At 44.2% G+C, this 17,758-nt stretch carries 13 protein-coding genes; 10 read left to right on the forward strand and 3 right to left on the reverse strand.

The features are described 5' to 3' along the window. The first annotated feature begins 47 nt into the window (after positions 1-47). From NJD71_RS00910 to NJD71_RS00945, 8 genes are all read left to right on the forward strand, one after another. Positions 48-857, forward strand: a complete 810-nt coding sequence (locus NJD71_RS00910; protein ID WP_319050046.1) for a phosphatidate cytidylyltransferase — start codon at positions 48-50, stop codon at positions 855-857. Positions 858-1,015: 158 nt separating this feature from the next. Continuing rightward, the gene (ispC, locus tag NJD71_RS00915) at positions 1,016-2,224 is read left to right on the forward strand and encodes a 1-deoxy-D-xylulose-5-phosphate reductoisomerase (RefSeq protein ID WP_319050047.1); all 1,209 of its coding nucleotides are present in this window, start codon (positions 1,016-1,018) and stop codon (positions 2,222-2,224) included. A 102-nt stretch (positions 2,225-2,326) separates the two neighbouring features. Then, the gene (gene rseP / locus NJD71_RS00920; protein ID WP_319050048.1) at positions 2,327-3,703 is read left to right on the forward strand and encodes an RIP metalloprotease RseP; all 1,377 of its coding nucleotides are present in this window, start codon (positions 2,327-2,329) and stop codon (positions 3,701-3,703) included. Between the two features lie 263 nt (positions 3,704-3,966). Beyond that, positions 3,967-6,366, forward strand: a complete 2,400-nt coding sequence (bamA, locus tag NJD71_RS00925) for an outer membrane protein assembly factor BamA (RefSeq protein ID WP_319050049.1) — start codon at positions 3,967-3,969, stop codon at positions 6,364-6,366. 138 nt (positions 6,367-6,504) lie between these two features. Then, the gene (lpxD, locus tag NJD71_RS00930; RefSeq protein ID WP_319050050.1) at positions 6,505-7,521 is read left to right on the forward strand and encodes a UDP-3-O-(3-hydroxymyristoyl)glucosamine N-acyltransferase; all 1,017 of its coding nucleotides are present in this window, start codon (positions 6,505-6,507) and stop codon (positions 7,519-7,521) included. Positions 7,522-7,567: 46 nt separating this feature from the next. Then, positions 7,568-8,095, forward strand: a complete 528-nt coding sequence (fabZ, locus tag NJD71_RS00935; RefSeq protein ID WP_319050051.1) for a 3-hydroxyacyl-ACP dehydratase FabZ — start codon at positions 7,568-7,570, stop codon at positions 8,093-8,095. Between the two features lie 176 nt (positions 8,096-8,271). Beyond that, positions 8,272-9,051 (forward strand): acyl-ACP--UDP-N-acetylglucosamine O-acyltransferase, encoded by a 780-nt coding sequence (lpxA, locus tag NJD71_RS00940; protein WP_319050053.1) that lies wholly within the window; start codon positions 8,272-8,274, stop codon positions 9,049-9,051. A 308-nt stretch (positions 9,052-9,359) separates the two neighbouring features. Beyond that, positions 9,360-10,712, forward strand: coding sequence for a sodium-dependent transporter (locus NJD71_RS00945; RefSeq protein ID WP_319050054.1), 1,353 nt, complete (start codon positions 9,360-9,362; stop codon positions 10,710-10,712). Between the two features lie 145 nt (positions 10,713-10,857). Here NJD71_RS00945 and tgt read toward each other — a convergent pair whose 3' ends face one another. After that, complete coding sequence (gene tgt / locus NJD71_RS00950) at positions 10,858-12,009, reverse strand: tRNA guanosine(34) transglycosylase Tgt (RefSeq protein ID WP_319050055.1); 1,152 nt, start codon at positions 12,007-12,009, stop codon at positions 10,858-10,860. A 322-nt stretch (positions 12,010-12,331) separates the two neighbouring features. On the opposite strand from tgt, the gene NJD71_RS00955 reads away from it, so the two are divergent. Then, on the forward strand, positions 12,332-12,991 hold the full coding sequence (locus NJD71_RS00955) for an SOUL family heme-binding protein (RefSeq protein ID WP_319050056.1): 660 nt from the start codon (positions 12,332-12,334) through the stop codon (positions 12,989-12,991). 113 nt (positions 12,992-13,104) lie between these two features. On the opposite strand, the gene asd is transcribed toward NJD71_RS00955, so the two are convergent. Continuing rightward, positions 13,105-14,238: an aspartate-semialdehyde dehydrogenase gene (asd, locus tag NJD71_RS00960; protein ID WP_319050057.1), complete on the reverse strand. Its 1,134-nt coding sequence runs from the start codon at positions 14,236-14,238 to the stop codon at positions 13,105-13,107. 447 nt (positions 14,239-14,685) lie between these two features. Here asd and NJD71_RS00965 point away from each other — a divergent pair, with 447 nt between their 5' ends. After that, entirely contained in the window at positions 14,686-15,816 is a 1,131-nt protein-coding gene (locus NJD71_RS00965) for an endonuclease/exonuclease/phosphatase family protein (protein ID WP_319050058.1), read from the forward strand. 513 nt (positions 15,817-16,329) lie between these two features. Here the strand turns inward: NJD71_RS00965 and NJD71_RS00970 are convergent. Continuing rightward, positions 16,330-17,724 carry a peptidylprolyl isomerase gene (locus NJD71_RS00970; protein ID WP_319050059.1) on the reverse strand — a complete coding sequence of 465 codons (1,395 nt, stop codon included), beginning with the start codon at positions 17,722-17,724 and terminating at the stop codon, positions 16,330-16,332. Positions 17,725-17,758: the final 34 nt, after the last annotated feature.

The raw sequence follows: 17,758 nt of genomic DNA on the forward strand, positions 1-17,758 counted from the left end.
TACATCTCTTGGCTGTATTTTCATCATCATTATAAGGCTCGATAAGTATGTGGCAACGAATTAAGACGGCAATTGTTCTCGTTATTATCGTTGGTATTGCAATGTTTGCGAGCCAAACACCTGTGTTATTTGCACCGCTGCTAGCGGTTGGCGTGGTTATTGCGGCTCACGAGTGGGCAAAACTAATGCCGAAATGGCGTCAGCCGATTGTATTTGTGTTATTGGTATTCGTCATTACTGTATTGTCGCTTATGTTCAAGGTGACTTGGCTCTTCTGGTGGATTGCTTCACTAGTCATATGGCTGATGGCGTTATCTTGGGTCAAAGTATTCCCCACGCAGACCAAATGGTATGGTAAACAACTAGCATTGATGGGTGTGGTCATTTTGACAGCGTCAATCACAGCGATGTTTTATCTGTGGCAGCTATCAGCATGGTGGCTCCTTTACGTGTTCTTATTGGTATGGTGCGCTGACAGTGGTGCTTACTTCGTTGGCCGTAAGCTTGGTCGCCGAAAGATGGCACCCAATGTCTCACCCAATAAAAGTATGGAGGGCTTAGCTGGTGGCTTGGTTACCGGTTTACTGGTAGTGGTTGCGATCAGTGTGTTCCAGCTACAGCTGACAGGACTTGCGCTAATTGCTTTTGCCGCACTATCTGCAATCACTATTCTTGCCTCTGTACTTGGTGATTTGTTTGAATCAATGCTCAAACGTCGTGCTGATGTCAAAGACTCTGGAACTATTTTGCCAGGTCATGGCGGTATATTAGATCGCATTGATTCATTGTTATCTGCCACGCCTATATTTGCCCTTGGTTTTTGGCTGATACAGCAGCTGGGTTTAATAGTGGTATAAAATGACAAGGTCGCTTAGCTGGTGTATGAGTATGATACTTAAGCTAAGTGACTGTCTTGGCGAGCGTCTCATACACAGCCTTATTCACGATTACATCATTTTATAGTTTTTCATATCTTGTTTATTCTTCTTTTACTTTCTAAATATCATAGGCATCAATGGTTATGACCCAACGCATCGCCGTATTAGGCGCGACAGGCTCGATTGGCGATAGTACGTTAGCAATTTTGGCTGTGCAGCCGCATCTCTACGAAGTCTACGCATTATCAGGCTACTACCGTTTAGACAAGCTGTTTGCACTGTGTCAGCAGTTCTTGCCAAAGCGCGTCAGTGTGCCAATGGCAGCGGTAGATGATTTTGCTAAAAGGCTCAAAGTAGCAGGAATCGATAGTGATGTCGTAGGGGGCGAGGAAGGTCTAGTAGATATCGCCACTGATCCACAAACTGATACCGTTGTTGCCGCTATCGTAGGTGCAGCAGGGCTACCGTCTACTTTAGCCGCGGCGCGTGCAGGCAAGCGTATTTTGCTTGCCAACAAAGAGGCTCTAGTGATGGCAGGGCAAGTCATGATCAATGCAGTCAAAACGCATAAAGCCACTTTGCTGCCACTCGACTCTGAGCACAATGCTATTTTTCAGTGTTTACCGCCTGCTATTCAACAAGACAACACCCAAATTCATGAGCCAGACCATGGTGTCCGTAAGCTATGGCTGACTGCCTCTGGCGGTCCATTTTTGCAACAGTCATTTGAGCAGATGCAGCAAGCAAGTGTGGCCCAAGCGGTCAAACATCCTAACTGGTCAATGGGGCAAAAAATATCTGTCGACTCGGCCACGATGATGAACAAAGGACTTGAGCTGATAGAGGCCTGTCATCTGTTTGACTTGCCTGAAGACAAGATAAATGTGGTCATTCATCCACAAAGTATCATTCACTCAATGGTAGAATATAGTGATGGCAGTTTTTTAGCGCAGCTGGGCAGCCCAGACATGAAAACCCCAATCGCTCATGCACTTAGCTACCCGAATCGTATTGATAGTGGCTCGCAGCCTTTAGATTTGTTTGCACTCAGTGGTTTAGAATTTATTGAGCCTGATCTGCAAAAGTTTGCCTGTCTGCGTTTGGCGCGTCAAGCCATGCAAACTGGTACGCAGGCGACTATTGTCTTAAATGCAGCAAATGAGATTGCAGTCGCCGCATTTTTGAATGGTCAAATACGCTTGACTGATATTGCAGATATTAATGAGCAAGCTTTGAATGATATACAGTTGCCACCCCTAGATGCCGCTGCTGATATCGAAGATATATTGGCCATTGATAAGATAGCACGTCACTTGACGGACAAGCTTGTGGCAAAACTGGCGTAATTACTCCAGGTGTGGTTGAGCCAAACGATAGTCGCGACGGCAGTACTGATAAAATATATCAATGTTAATAAAAGATGCTAAGAACCCTACTGAGAAAAGATCATGACGTTTTTACTAACGCTTCTTGCAGCAATATTTGTCTTAGGTCCACTCATCGCTTTGCACGAGTGGGGGCACTATATTGTGGCACGGATGTGCGGTGTCAAAGTATTAACATACTCTATCGGTTTTGGTCCTAAACTGTTTGGTTGGACCAGTAAAAAAAGCGGTATCGACTATCGTATCTCGGCCTTACCACTGGGCGGTTATGTCAAAATGCTTGATGAGCGTGAAGGCAATGTCGCAAAAGATGAGCAGCATTTGGCATTTAATCATCAGCATCCACTTAAAAAAATTGCGATTGTTGCTGCCGGTCCCATCATGAATTTTATCATTGCCATCGGGCTTTTTTGGGTGTTATTCATGACACCATCTGAGCAGTTGGCGACTAAGATTGGGCAGGTACTGCCAGATACGCCTGCGGCAATGGCTCAGTTGCCTGTCGGTGATAAGATTGTTGCGATTGACGGACATGAGGTACAGACGTGGGAAGGTATCAACTATCGTCTTGCAGGGCGTATGGGCGAGACGGACAATGTGAGCATCACCCTACAGTCGGATACCCAAGCCAATCAATCGACTCAAACCTATCAAGCTTCTGTCACCCAATTTATGCAGGGTGAAGCACAGGGCAAAGATGCGTTGACCAGCTTTGGGATGTTGCCGTGGCAGCCACAGATTGCGCCGATTGTTGGCGGTTTGGCTCCTGATGGCGCCGCCAGTCGTCAAGGTCTACAAGTAGGCGATCGTATTACAGCCATCAATAACGAAGCAATCAAAGACTGGATCAGCGCCACGCGTATCATTCGTGATAATCCTGAGGTATTGCTTGAGTTCACTGTGTTGCGTGATGATAAGACTGTTCAGCTACAGATCATGCCACAAGGCAAAAAAGACAACATGGGCAACGACTATGGACAAATCGGGGCTATGGTAGACCAAACTGAGATCGTGATCCCTGATGCTTACAAAACCACCGTAGTCTATGGCCCTGGTGAGTCTTTGTTCAAGTCGTTCGAGAAGACTGAACAGCTCGCCGTGATGACGGTAGACTCTATGGGCAAAATGCTCTCAGGAATGATTGGTCTAGATAATCTATCAGGTCCGATTACCATTGCCAAAGTTGCCAAACAAAGCTTCGATATCAGTTGGCAGATGGTACTATCGACTGCCGCGCTTATTAGTTTAAGTCTGGCGGTATTGAATCTTTTACCCATTCCCGTATTGGATGGTGGTCATATTGTTTATCATTTTATTGAGCTGATTCGTGGTAAACCGCTCTCTGAAGGGGTGCAAATGGTTGGGTTAAATATCGGCTTACTCTTACTGGCAGGTTTCATGGTGTTAGCAATTGGTAATGACATCAGTAGGCTGTTTTAATCGATTAATCCGTAATATATTTGATAAATCACGATATACTAATGGTTTAGTGACTCTTATCTACTGATTGTTGCTATGATACGCAAGATATTTTGTGTCGTAGCCTCTGTACTAATCGTAATTTTTAGTTTATTTTGTGATGCATTTTATATAAAGTGTTCTGAGTCAGCCATGTATGGAGTTGCAACTTCATGCAAAACGGGCTAGACAACATATATTTTTTAACTTAACTTTAGCAAGTTTTTTATTGACGGATAGTGTTTATGCGTACGCCTTTATTTATGAGCGCGGCTGGGTTGCCGTTAGTTGTAGCAATGATGAGTATGCCAGTACAGGCTGCAGAATTTGTAGTCACTGACATCGGTTTCAATGGTTTGCAACGCCTAACCCCTGATAGCCTCTATCCGGTCCTACCTATTACGGTAGGAGATACGGTAAATGACAGTAGCTTGGCTGCCAGTATCAAGGCACTATATGCGACTGAAAATTTTGCTGATATTCAAAGCCGTGTCGAAGGCGGTAATCTAAGGTTCGACGTGGTTGAGCGTCCAACCATTGCTGAGGTAAACTTCGAGGGCAACAAACTCATTCCAAAAGAAGGTCTTGAGCAAGGCCTTGGTAATGCTGGTTTGTCAGTTGGTGATGTACTAAAGCAGTCAACGCTACAAGGCGTGGCTAATGAGTTACAACAGCAGTATATCAGTCAAGGATACTACAACAGCAATATCGAAGTAGATCAGACGGTACTCGATGGCAATCGCGTCAAACTCGATGTGCGTTTTATCGAAGGTAAGCCTGCCAAAGTGGTCGATATCAATGTGATCGGTAACAAACACTTTAGCGACGAAGAAATCAAAGATGTCTTTGCGGTAAAAGAATCGTCATGGACACGTTTACTCTCAAAGTCTGACCGATATGCACAAGAAAAACTGGCCGCCAGTTTAGAAAACCTAAAAGCGCTGTACCAGAATGATGGTTATGTACGTTTTGCAGTAGATAATGCGGTACTAAATATCAGTGAAGATAAGCAGAGTGTGTTTATTGAAGTTAGTCTGACTGAAGGTGAGCAGTACCAGTTTGGTGAAACCAATTTCTTAGGCAAACCTACTTTTGATAACAATGAATTGAATGAGCTGGTTACTTTTGCACCTAACGAAAAGTACTCACAAGCCAAATTAGATGCCACTACTGCCGCGCTCAAAAGACGCTATGGTAACGAAGGGTATTATCTAGCCCAAGTCAGACCAGTACCACGTATCAATGACGATACCAAAATGGTTGATGTAGACTATTACATTGATCCTGCACGTCCTATTTATGTTCGCCGTATTAACTTTACAGGTAACTTAAAAACACAAGACGAAGTGCTGCGCCGTGAAATGCGCCAGCTAGAAGGGGCGCTTGCGTCTAGCGAAAAGATCCAATTGTCACGCACACGCCTTATGCGTACAGGGTTTTTTAAAGCGGTCAATGTCGATGTAAAGCCAGTGCCTAATCAGCCAGATCAGGTAGATGTTAGCTACACGGTAGAAGAGCAGCCTTCTGGTAGCTCAACGATTGCAGCGGGTTACTCTCAGAGTGGCGGTGTAACGTTCCAGTTAGATTTGACCCAAAATAACTTTATGGGTACAGGTAACCGCGTCAAAGCGGCACTTTCTCGCTCGGAGACACGTGACTCTTATAGTTTGGGCTATACTGATCCGTATTTCACAGAAAATGGCGTCTCGCAGGGTGTTAGTGCCTACTATCGTAAGACCAAGTATGATGATGACAACGTCAGTAACTATGTGACAGACTCATATGGTGCAACGCTAAATTATAGCTATCCTGTTGATGAAACCAAGCGTGTTAGTGCAGGTCTCAATGTTGATAACACAAAAGTACGTGGCGGTCGCTTCCTAGGTATCTCGAATGCTCAAGAAATTCTTGATGATGGTGGTACACAAACATTTGACGAAGACGATGATGGCGTTTCGACATTCAGAAATGACTATCAAACCTATAACTTATTACTTGGTTGGGACTACAGTACGCTAGATCGTCCAGTATTTCCAACTAAAGGTATGAGCCATAGTGTCGATGCCACTATCGGTTTGGGCGACGCAAATTATCAAAAACTTGTGTATAGCGGCAACGTATATTATCCGCTATATAAAGATGTAGTCGCACGTGGTTACACCAAGCTTGGCTATGGTAATGATTTGCCTTTCTACGAGAACTTCTACGCAGGCGGCTACGGCTCAGTACGTGGTTATGAGTCGTCTACTCTAGGGCCTAAGTCGCAAGTTTATTTTGATGCTATTAATGATCCAGATAACCAAACCTTTTTAGCAGAAGAGGTTGGTGGTAATGCATTAGTTACTTTTGGTAGCGAGCTGATTTTACCGATGCCATTCAAAGGCGATTGGGCAGATCAAGTACGTCCAGTGCTATTTGCTGAAGGTGGTCAGGTCTTTGATACCTCTGATAAAGAAGACAGAACCTTTAATGATTCAGATGTACCTCTATTAACGCAAGACAATGAATTCCGCTTTAGTGCTGGTGCCGGTGTGACGTGGTATACGCCAATTGGTCCAATCTCACTCAGTTACGCGGTGCCTTTCAATGACCAAGAAGGTGATGAGACTGAAAAAGTTCAGTTCCAGATCGGTAATACATTCTAGATTACTAATAAAATCTATCTAACCGCGCTTATGTTTATTTGAATAGGTTAGAATGTCATTAGTTTCCAGTAGGTCGTCAAAATAACAATGTGTTTTGGCGACCGTTTTATATACACCTATATTCTATTAATAGTCATTATGATAACGATTGAGCAACTTATCACTCGGATCGAGCAGCGGCAGCCTATTATCAATAAGGCTGATCTGGATGCTGATCAGTTATGTCGACCATTTGTCAGCGTTGGCAGTCTAACCACTGCTGGTGAGCAACAGCTCAGTTTTCTAGCAGACCCTAACTACATCTCTAGCTTGTCTACTAGCCAAGCAGGTGCCGTTCTAGTTACAGACTCGTATCGGGATCAAGTGCCTGCATCAGCCGTAGCATTGGTAGTATCAAATCCATACTTGGCTTATGCCAGCGCCAGTCAGCTGTTTGCTCGTAAGCTATCGTCCAAAGGAATTCATCCCAGTGCTGTCATTGCTGATAGTGCCATTATTGGCGATGAGGTTACTATCGGTCCTTTTTGTGTGATTGGTGAGCATGTACAAATAGGGTCACGTAGCTCGCTAGAGTCCCATGTGGTCGTCGAAGCACATACTGATATCGGTACGGATTGTGTCATCAAGCCACAAGTCGTTATCGGCCATGATTGCGTTATTGGCAGCCACGTTAGACTACATACAGGGGTGAGCGTAGGTGCTGAAGGTTTTGGGTTTGCACCTACTTCAGATCCTAGTACCTCAGGTTGGGAGCGTATTGCTCAATTAGGCCGTGTGGTCATTGGTGATCACGTGCGTATTGGTAGCCAGACTTGTATCGATCGCGGCGCCATTGACGATACGATCATTGGCAACCATGTTATTATTGATAACCTAGTACAGGTTGCTCATAATGTGCGTATCGGCAATGGTACAGCTATTGCCGCCCATACGGGTATTGCAGGTAGTACTACCATTGGCAAGCGCTGCATTATTGGCGGTGCTGTTGGTATTACAGGCCACATCGAAATAACAGACGATGTCGTGCTGTCTGGTATGACAATGGTCACTAAATCCATAAAAACTGCTGGTTCATACTCTTCTGGCACCGCTGCGATGCCAACTGCTAATTGGCGACGTGCAGCAGTACGCTTTCGTCAGCTTGGTCGTAATTAATCTACACAATCAATCAATATTCAAAACACAGCAAGGAAGCGGCATTATGAGCAGCAACAATATAGATATCCCAACTGATGAAGATATCAAAAGCTTGGCTGAGCAAGGTCTTAAGCTACCACTAACGTACCAGACGATTAAGCATTATTTGCCGCATCGTTATCCTTTTATGTTGGTAGATAGAATTGTCGCTTGTACACCTGGTGAGTGCATCACGGGTATCAAGAACGTGACGATCAATGAAGAGTTTTTTAATGGTCACTTTCCTGATGAGCCGATCATGCCAGGGGTACTGATGGTAGAGTCAATGGCGCAGGTTTCGGGCGTGCTTGGGTTTATTAGTGCTGGTTTGACCGCAGAAGATGGTTATCTTTACCTATTTGCAGGCGTAGACAAAGTGCGCTTTAAGCGTCGTGTCATTCCAGGTGATCAACTCATCATTCGTGCAAAAACAGTCATGCAACGTCATGGTATTTATAAGTTTGATTGTACAGTACATGTTGAAGATGAGCTTGCTGCCAGTGCGCAAATTATGATTGCACGCCAAGAGCAGCAAAAAATAAAAGATGCATAAGCGAAAAAGTGCGTAGTCAATAAAAGCGCATAAAAAGTGATATCAAACCGACCATTACAATTATAATTAGCAGGTATATTTAACAATACAGCCTAGTATTAATATCATTAATAAGGCTAGATGGGTTGTATTGGGCTTACTATTTACTCGTATTAAATGATACAAGGGTTCACACTATGAGTCAGATTCATCCCACAGCACTCATCTCCCCATCTGCGCAGATTGATGAGACTGCCATTATTGGTCCTTATTGTATCGTTGGTGATGAGGTGTCCATTGGCGCACATACGGTACTGCATCGCCACGTAGTCGTGACTCGGCTAACACGTATCGGTGCGCACAATCAGTTTTATCAGTTTGCAAGTGTTGGTGAAGATCCACAAGATCTGAAGTATGCAGGAGAGCGCACTTGGCTTGAGATTGGCGATCATAATACCATTCGCGAAGCGTGCAGCTTACATCGCGGGACTGCTCAGGATGGCGGGCTGACTAAAATAGGGTGCCACAATCTACTGATGGTCAATACTCATGTGGCGCATGACTGCGTGATTGGTGATCATAATGTACTGGCAAATAACGTCGGAGTAGCAGGTCATGTGTCCATCGGTAATCACACAATTATAGGTGGTAACTCAGGTATCCACCAGTTTTGCACGGTAGATGATTATAGTCTAGTGGGTGGGGCCAGCTTGATTCTAAAAGATGTGGCTGCCTTTACTATGGTGTCTGGCAATCCAGCCAAAACCCATGGTATGAATGTTGAGGGAATGCGCCGTAAAGGCTGGTCGAAAGAGACTATTAACGCACTTCGTCAAGCGTACCGTGTGATTTTTAGGTCAGGTTTGACGACGGTACAAGCGCTCGAAACGCTTAACAATGAGCTACTGCCTCAAGAGCCAAAAATACAGCTGCTTATCGATTCACTACAAAACAGTCGCCGCGGTGTGGTGCGCTAAAAGGGTATTGTGACTACTAACCTACGATGCCATTTTATATTTTTTAATTTGCCAAAAGGTTATTAATAAAAGATAATAGCGCCAAAAGCCATAACCAATTGTTATGGCTTTTTATATTTATGAATACTTGACTTTTTTAGTCGCTTAGCAGAAACTGAGCGTTTACGATATTGTAAACAATTCTTTCTTAATGTTACTGGGCGCTTCACATCGAAGTGTTTACTGAATAGTTCGGTAGTGGTACTGGCTATTTGTGGTGATCAAGGATGATTATCAGTGACGTTAATTTGAGCACGAGGACGGAAAAAATGGCTATCAACAAACAAGAACATGCACAGTGGAGCTCGAGTTTTGGCTTTGTACTGGCAGCAGTAGGCTCGGCAGTAGGTCTAGGAAATATTTGGAAGTTTCCATACATGGTAGGTGAAAGCGGTGGTTCAGCTTTCGTTATTGCTTATTTATTCTGTATCGCTCTGGTTGGTTTTCCTATACTGGTTGCTGAGTGGCTAGTTGGTCGCCGTGGACAAAAAAACCCAGTCAACACTTTTGCAGATGTCGCTGCTAGTGAAGGCAAGTCACGTAGCTGGAGCATCGTTGGTGCTACTGGTATCTTGGGTGGCTTTTTGATTCTATCGTTTTATAGTGTCATTGGTGGCTGGGCACTTAACTATATTACAAAAATCTCAACAGGTAGCTTTGTGGGTCAAGACAGCGATTCTGTCGCTGCAACCTTCGATGCTATGCTCGCATCAGCGGGTACATTGACGATTTGGCATACCGTATTTATGATCTTAACCGCGGTCATCGTTGGTATTGGCGTCACAAGTGGTATCGAAAAAACAGCTAAGATCTTAATGCCATTGCTGGGTGTTATCTTGTTCGTTATCGTTGGTTATAACGTGATGAATGGTGGTTTTGGTGAGGCAGTGGCTTATCTATTCACGCCAGACCTTAGCAAACTGACAGCTGACGTTATGCTGGCAGCACTAGGTCATGCGTTCTTCACACTATCAATTGGTATGGGTATCATGGTTGCTTATGGTTCGTACTTGGGCCGTGAAGTGAACTTACTAAAAACAGCACGTACGGTTGTTATTTTAGATACCGTTATTGCGTTGGCTGCTGGTCTAGCCATCTTCCCAATCATCTTTAGTAATGGTTTAGACCCTGCTGCAGGTCCTGGTCTTATCTTTGTTAGTCTACCGATTGCCTTTGGTAGCATGAGTGCAGGTACTATTATTGGTGCATTGTTCTTCTTGCTTATCACCTTTGCCGCTATCACTTCATCTATCTCACTACTTGAGCCAACCGTTGAGTTATTAGAAGAGCGTACCTCGATGAGTCGTACTGTATCGACTATCGTTGCAAGTACGGTAATCTGGCTATTAGGTATTGCTGCATTGCTATCGTTCAACCTATGGTCGGACTTTACTATCATGGGTAATGGTATCTTTGATGCACTTGATAAGCTTACCAGTAAGTTCTTATTACCTCTGACTGGTCTTGCTGCTATCTTATTTGTTGGTTGGAAGATGGATCAACGTGCTATCCAGCAAGAGCTTGGTTTGTCTAATGGCACATGGCAGCTTTGGCAGATCGTTGCAAAATTCATCGCCCCAATCGCTGTTGTGGTGGTATTTGTAACGTCGCTAATGGGCTAATATTAATAGTGATTTAGCACTACTAAATCATCTAATGTTAAAATAGCGCACAGCAAAAAGGGCTTAAGATAATTCTTAAGCCCTTTTTCTATGTTTAACAATGAAGCTATCAATAATCAAAGCTATCAGTAAGGCTTGCAACAGACTAACGTAAGTTCAGCTCAGGCACGGTTTGTCCACGTTTACTATAGAACTCGTTCACGAACTCATCGAACTGATCTTGTTCAATAGCATCTCTAATCCCTTGCATCAAACGCTGATAGTAGCGCAAGTTATGAATAGTTGCCAATTGAGCTCCTAGCATCTCTTTGCACTTATTCAAATGATACAGATACGCACGGCTAAAGTTCTGACAAGTATAGCAGTCACATTCAGGATCTAATGGACCTTCGTCATTGCGGTACTGGCTATTACGGATACGTACCACACCAGCATTGTCTGCATCGCCCGTCACAAAGTAATGACCATTACGCGCGTTACGAGTAGGCATAACGCAGTCAAACATATCTACGCCGCGGCGTACGCCTTCAACCAAATCCTCAGGCTTACCAACGCCCATAAGATAGCGCGGCTTGTCTGCTGGCATATCATCAGGGAGGTAGTCTAGGACATCGATCATTTCTTCTTTAGGTTCACCAACTGATAGACCGCCGATAGCATAACCATCAAAGCCAATCTCTAGCAGGCCCTCAAGTGACTGCTGACGTAGATCAGGATACATACTGCCCTGTACGATACCAAACAAGGCGTTGGTGCTGCCCAATCTGTTATGCTCATCAATACAGCGCTGTCCCCAACGTAGCGATAGCTCTAAAGATTTCTTTGCTTCTTCGTGAGTCGCTGGGTAAGGCGTACATTCATCGAACTGCATGACGATATCTGAATTCAGGCTGTACTGAATCTGCATCGATTTTTCTGGAGAAAGAAATACCTTAGCGCCATCGATAGGCGATTTAAAATTAACGCCTTCCTCAGTGATTTTACGCATGGCGCCCAAGCTAAATACCTGAAAACCGCCAGAATCGGTCAAGATAGGTTTGTCCCAATGCATGAACTTATGCAAACCACCAAATTTATCAATCACCTCAGTACCCGGACGTAGCCAAAGATGAAAAGTATTGCCTAGAATAATATCAGCACCGATGGCTTCGATGTCACGTGGCAGCATACCTTTGACCGTACCATAAGTACCAACAGGCATAAAAGCAGGCGTTTGCACATCGCCATGATTGAGATGAACCGTACCACGGCGTGCACGCGTGTCACCGCTGGCCGTTTTATGTAAGACAAATTGCATATGATAACCGCTATGTAAGCTATGAAAATGGCGCTAATTATAGCATTGTTGGTTAATTTTTTGGACATAGATATTGAGTGCTATCCATATACGGTGGACGCGGTACTCAATAACATTGGCTATGGTCACTTTGTCATAACCAAAAAACACAGACCATACCTCAAAAGACACAGACAGTACGAGTCGTCATTGATAAAGTATTAATCATACTGGTGAGGCATTTAGCGTCATTAGGCTATACGTTAAAGTATTAAAATTTAAGAAGTCATATTTTAAAAATTAAAATTTAAGAAACTATATTTTAAAAAACTAGGAAAACAATATGAAAAAGACAGGGTATTTATTATTAGCAGGCGGATTATTATTGATATCGAAAGGGGCGATGGCGGCTGATGTAGAAGAACCTGAGTACACGTTATTGGCACAAACAGGCGATTTTGAACTACGTCGCTATGATGAACAGCTCGTAGCACAGACGTGGGTGAGCGGTGACCAGCGCGCGGCAAGTCGTGCAGGGTTTAAAGTACTCGCAGACTATATTTTTGGTAACAATACCGCACCAACAGGTGGCAGTAGTAAGATCAGCATGACAGCCCCCGTCACCATGCAGCCTAATAACAATGATGGGGGTAGCGACTCACAAAAAATCGCGATGACGGCACCAGTGAGTATGCAACAAGATGACGGGAAGTGGCGCGTACAATTTACGATGCCTAGCAAATATACGATGCAAACACTGCCTAAGCCAAACAACCCAGACGTTGAAATCGTAGAAGTACCTGCACAAACGTACGGTGTGATTAAATTTTCAGGGTTTACTGGAAGCGAAAAAGTAGATAAAAAGACACAAGAGCTACAGGATTGGATGCAAAGCAAAAATCTAACGCCTACAGGTGATCCTGAGTTGGCACGCTATGATGAACCATGGACATTACCGTTCTTGCGCCGCAATGAAGTCATGATTGCCTATGAGCAAAAGTAGTCGTTCTACTGGGCTCTAAAGGAATGCTACTAGTTTCCTATACTATCTCGATTATTAATCAAAAAAAGACAGCCATTGCTGTCTTTTTTGTGTTCAATTTTTAGCCAGCTGGTTTAGCTGTTTTGCTCACGGATGATGTTGAGCATACGGCGTAATGGCTCTGCTGCGCCCCATAGTAGCTGATCACCAACAGTAAATGCGCCCAAATATTCAGGACCCATATTAAGTTTACGCAGGCGACCTAGCGCAACAGTTAGTGTCCCAGTTACTGCCACTGGGGTGAGGCGATTCATAGTGGCTTCTTTGTCATCTTCGACTAAGTCCAACCATTCGTTGCCACTGTTTTTGAGCGCCGCTTCGATCTCTTCTAGTGGGATGTCTTTTTTGAGCTTGATGGTTAGGCCCTGTGCATGGCAGCGCATGGCGCCCACGCGTACACACATACCATCGATAGGAATGGTGCTTGCGTCATCATTGCCCAAGATCTTGTTGGTTTCAACACCACCTTTCCACTCTTCTTTTGATTGTTTGTTTTCTAACTGAACATCGATATAAGGGATCAAGCTGCCTGCAAGCGGTACACCGAAGTACTGCGTAGGAAAGTCGGCTGAGCGCTGAGTTTGCGCGATTTTTTTATCAATATCAAGGATAGCGCTCGCAGGATTGGCCAGCTCATCCTGTACAGCGTCATGCAAGACACCCATGCCTGAAATCAGCTCGCGCATGTTATTGGCACCAGAGCCACTTGCCGCTTGATACGTCATTGCGCTGACCCATTCAACCCAGCCTCTATTGAACAGCTCGCCGATGGCCATCAGCATCAATGATACGGTACAGTTGCCACCGATAAAGTCTTTTTTGCCACCAGCTAGGGCATCGTCAATAACATTGAGATTGACGGGATCAAGAATGATGATGCTTTCATCTTTCATACGTAGGGTACTTGCCGCATCAATCCAGTAGCCACTCCAACCGCTATCACGCAGTGGTTGATGAACTTTTGAGGTATAGTCACCACCTTGACAGGTAATAACCACGTCACAAGCAGCGAGTGCGTCAATATCATGAGCATCTTTTAATTGACCGGTCTCAATACCATCAAATTTTGGTGCATCGCCACCCGCATTGCTGGTCGAAAAAAACACAGGCGTGATACCGTTGAAGTCATTCTCTTCTTGCATACGTTGTATCAATACTGACCCTACCATACCGCGCCAGCCTACCAAGCCTACTGTTAAATTACTCATGAAATTCAATCCTATTTACAATTATTTGTTGCGTCATCAACCGATAACAATGCCGTGAATGGCACAAAAAAGCAAGGCGTTTTGGCTATTATTTGGTCATTTTCTATACACTATTAAATATGCTCACTATAACTTTAGGTTATCACTATTCAAAATTACTGAGACATCTACTCGTTTCTGATATCGTAGAATAATGCTCAGAATGTCGGCACATTCACACATACTCATTATACTAAGGGGTCTGACATTGTAAATTTTTATGACAGTTGTCCCATAATCATGACTCGCTTGTAGGCGAAAATCCTATGAAATGCTAAAGTAAGCGTCTAGCATCATTACCTAACGTCAGTTCGGTCACATTAAGACTATGATGCACTGCGTCATTGAACAAACGATGTCTGACATCATTGACTCTATTATCCTCTCAATAAACGGTTAGTACATACTATGGATCTCTCACTATTATATTATGGCCTACAGTGGCTAGCAGGATTCATCGCATTTGTTACGATCTGGGGCTGGATACCGCTTGATAATTGGTGGGTGCGTGGTGTTGAGTTTCCACGTATTCAGATCATGGTGCTTGGTATTATTGCTTGGCTGGGGATGATTGTGTTTTCTTCAGAGTGGGAGCTGGGTCAATGGGTGCTGTTCGTTATACTTAGCATCACTTTAGCCTTTCAGCTGAGAATGATCCTGCCTTATACCAAGCTATGGAAAAAGGAAGTTCAAAAAGCAAAAGATAAGCCAGAAGGAAAAGTGCATCACTTAAAAATTATGGTATCAAACGTACTGACACCTAATGATGAGACGCAAAAACTGGTTGAGTTGGTTGGACAAAAGCAGCCTGATATTTTAATCACGTTAGAGAGTGATAAAAAGTGGGAAAAAGCGTTGCATCAGATTGAAACTGATTATCCTTATACGGTCAAGGTACCACTAGACAACCTATATGGTATGCATCTGTATTCTAAGCTTGAGCTGATAGATCCTGAGGTTAAGTATCTGATGATCGATGACATACCCTCTGTTCACACTCAGCTGCGTCTGCAGGGCGGACGGGTGATTTGGTTATACTGCTTACATCCTATGCCACCTAGTCCAACTGAAGCTGATAAATCAACCACGCGTGATGCTGAATTGCTCATGGTTGGCAAACATATCAAAGAAAACAACCAAACGGCGATACTGGCTGGTGATCTCAACGATGTGGCATGGTCAAAAACAACGCGACGATTTCAGCGTATCTCGGGTCTACTAGACCCTCGTATTGGTCGACATTTTATCAATACTTTTCATGTCAAATACCCGTTTTTACGCTGGGCTTTAGACCATATCTTTCACAGTGCTTGTTTTACGGTTGTAGACATCAAACGTATGCCGTCAATAGGGTCAGATCATTTCCCTGTAATGACCACTCTGCAATACGAGCCAGAGGAGACTAGTAATCAAGAGGGTAATGCACCTACTGCCGAAGCAGAGGATGTTGAAGAAGCAGACCATAAGATAGAAGAGGGCAAAAAAGAAGGCAAAAAAGTATCAGATGAGCATAGAGAAGAGCAGCGCAATTTTGCTTAATAATCAATATTACAGGCAGCTGGAACTGGTGCTGTCGTAACGTAAGCATATGCTTACGTCAAATAAGGTCTTTAGCTTCTATTCGTACTACATTGATTGTCCTATAATACCTCCATCAACACAAGGATACGCAAGGATGCAGTGTTGAGACGGTACCAATAAAAGAACAGGTCAGCCCGCTGTCTTATATGTTACTGTTTATGACTCAGGATGAGTCAACATGGAAGAGAGATAATAACAATAATATGAAGCGTCAAAGCCCCGAACCAATCGCCCTAGGTTCGGGGCTTTTCTTTGTGTGCGATTTTCTGATAATAGTATTGCTGATATAGCTGGCGGTATTCAATCACCTATATTAAATAAGTTTGTTGTCAGCTATCTTTATGATTCAATAACAAATTATCCATTTTTAGGTAGCAAAAAAGGGTACATGCTACTGCACATACCCTTTTTTCGTTAAGCTGTCTGATACTGGTATTACTACTTATTGCCGAGTAATCGAACAATGAGTATTTAGCCCAACACTTGGACGTAAGCACCTGCACGTAGCTCTTGTAACCAGTCTTCTTTGGCTTGTGGCGCTAGGCGCTGATACAACGCTTGACGTGCCATATTACGACGATACTGTTCGCTAACATCTTGCTCACGCTTGCCATCGACTTTTAGTATGTGCCAGCCAAACTGAGTTTTGAACGGTGCAGAGTAATCACCAACTACTGTGTTCTTCATAGTGGCTTCGAATGGGCCAACCATATCTTCTTCACTGACCCAGTCTAGATCACCACCGCGCCCAGCTGAGCCTGGATCGTCCGAATAAGTCGACGCTAAACTAGCAAAGTCAGCACCGCTACGCAATTGGTCGTACAGGTCGTTGATTTTTTGTTCAGCAAGCGCATCAGTCTGAAGTTCATCTACTTTCACCAAGATATGACGAGTATGCCACTGCGGTATGAGCATTGTATCGCTGGCCTTTTTATCAGCCAATTTGATGATATCGATACCTTCAGGTGTTAATAGTGGCTCACTAACTGCGCCAACATCAAGCTTGGTTATCTTACTCGATAACTCTGTAGGTAGAGAGGCTGCTTTATGAAAGCCCATATCTCCACCTTGAATAGGAATAGGGTAGCTTCCTTGACTTACCGCAACAGCTTCAGAGACACTGACGTTTGGCGCAAGCAGGCGAGTACGTAAGTTTTGAGCCACTGCTAAGGCTTCTGCGCGCTGCGCTTCTGACAAGCGGCTGTAGTCATCTATATAAGGAACACGGACGTGTACGGTTTGATATTCACTTTGGTTTAGACGCTTTGCTTCTGGTGATGCCAAAAAGGCATCAATATCTTGTTCACTAATGCGCACACGGCGACTGATTTGACGCTGCTGCAGTGCTTGGATAGAAGCCTCTTCAATAAGCTGAGCACGCAGCGCAGCGTAGCTACCAGGACGGGCGGCATCTAGACGTTGCTGCAGTCCCGAGATGCTATTGATGCCTTCAGCTTGAGCGATCTGAGCTAAGCGCTGATTGATATCCGCTTCATCAGGCGATACACCGACACGTTTTACCATTGATAATTGCAGTTCACGCAAGATCAGGGCATTTAGCACCTCAGACTGTAGCTGCGATGAGTTGGCAATAGGTTCTCCTGCTGCTCGTGCACGCGCTTGGGTCTGCGTAATAGCATTGACCAGCTCACTTTTTAGAATGGCATTTTCGTTTACTAAGGCAACGATACCATCTGTACTGGTAGCAGGTGTCAAACGAGCTGCTGTGCTCTGTTCGGCACTCGACGATGCTGGTGCTGCTGCAGGTTTTACAGTGGCTGCTTGAGCACTTAAGGTAAGCGCAAGGCTAGCGCCCGTAGATAGCAGTACAGCGCGGCTGGTTTGACGTAAAGAAAAAAATCTCATGATGCTCCTCATCAATGTCATCGCATCGGATGGT

Source organism: Psychrobacter sp. PP-21 (assembly GCF_033790785.1).
Classification (GTDB): Bacteria; Pseudomonadota; Gammaproteobacteria; order Pseudomonadales; family Moraxellaceae; genus Psychrobacter.

Coding starts and splice junctions, on each gene's coding strand:
- asd (WP_319050057.1), bottom strand. CDS start 14,238: ATGAGTAATTTAACAGTAGGCTTGGTAGGCTGGCGCGGTATGGTAGGG.
- lpxD (WP_319050050.1), top strand. CDS start 6,505: ATGATAACGATTGAGCAACTTATCACTCGGATCGAGCAGCGGCAGCCT.
- bamA (WP_319050049.1), top strand. CDS start 3,967: ATGCGTACGCCTTTATTTATGAGCGCGGCTGGGTTGCCGTTAGTTGTA.
- NJD71_RS00945 (WP_319050054.1), top strand. CDS start 9,360: ATGGCTATCAACAAACAAGAACATGCACAGTGGAGCTCGAGTTTTGGC.
- tgt (WP_319050055.1), bottom strand. CDS start 12,009: ATGCAATTTGTCTTACATAAAACGGCCAGCGGTGACACGCGTGCACGC.
- lpxA (WP_319050053.1), top strand. CDS start 8,272: ATGAGTCAGATTCATCCCACAGCACTCATCTCCCCATCTGCGCAGATT.
- NJD71_RS00965 (WP_319050058.1), top strand. CDS start 14,686: ATGGATCTCTCACTATTATATTATGGCCTACAGTGGCTAGCAGGATTC.
- NJD71_RS00970 (WP_319050059.1), bottom strand. CDS start 17,724: ATGAGATTTTTTTCTTTACGTCAAACCAGCCGCGCTGTACTGCTATCT.
- fabZ (WP_319050051.1), top strand. CDS start 7,568: ATGAGCAGCAACAATATAGATATCCCAACTGATGAAGATATCAAAAGC.
- ispC (WP_319050047.1), top strand. CDS start 1,016: ATGGTTATGACCCAACGCATCGCCGTATTAGGCGCGACAGGCTCGATT.
- NJD71_RS00955 (WP_319050056.1), top strand. CDS start 12,332: ATGAAAAAGACAGGGTATTTATTATTAGCAGGCGGATTATTATTGATA.
- rseP (WP_319050048.1), top strand. CDS start 2,327: ATGACGTTTTTACTAACGCTTCTTGCAGCAATATTTGTCTTAGGTCCA.
- NJD71_RS00910 (WP_319050046.1), top strand. CDS start 48: ATGTGGCAACGAATTAAGACGGCAATTGTTCTCGTTATTATCGTTGGT.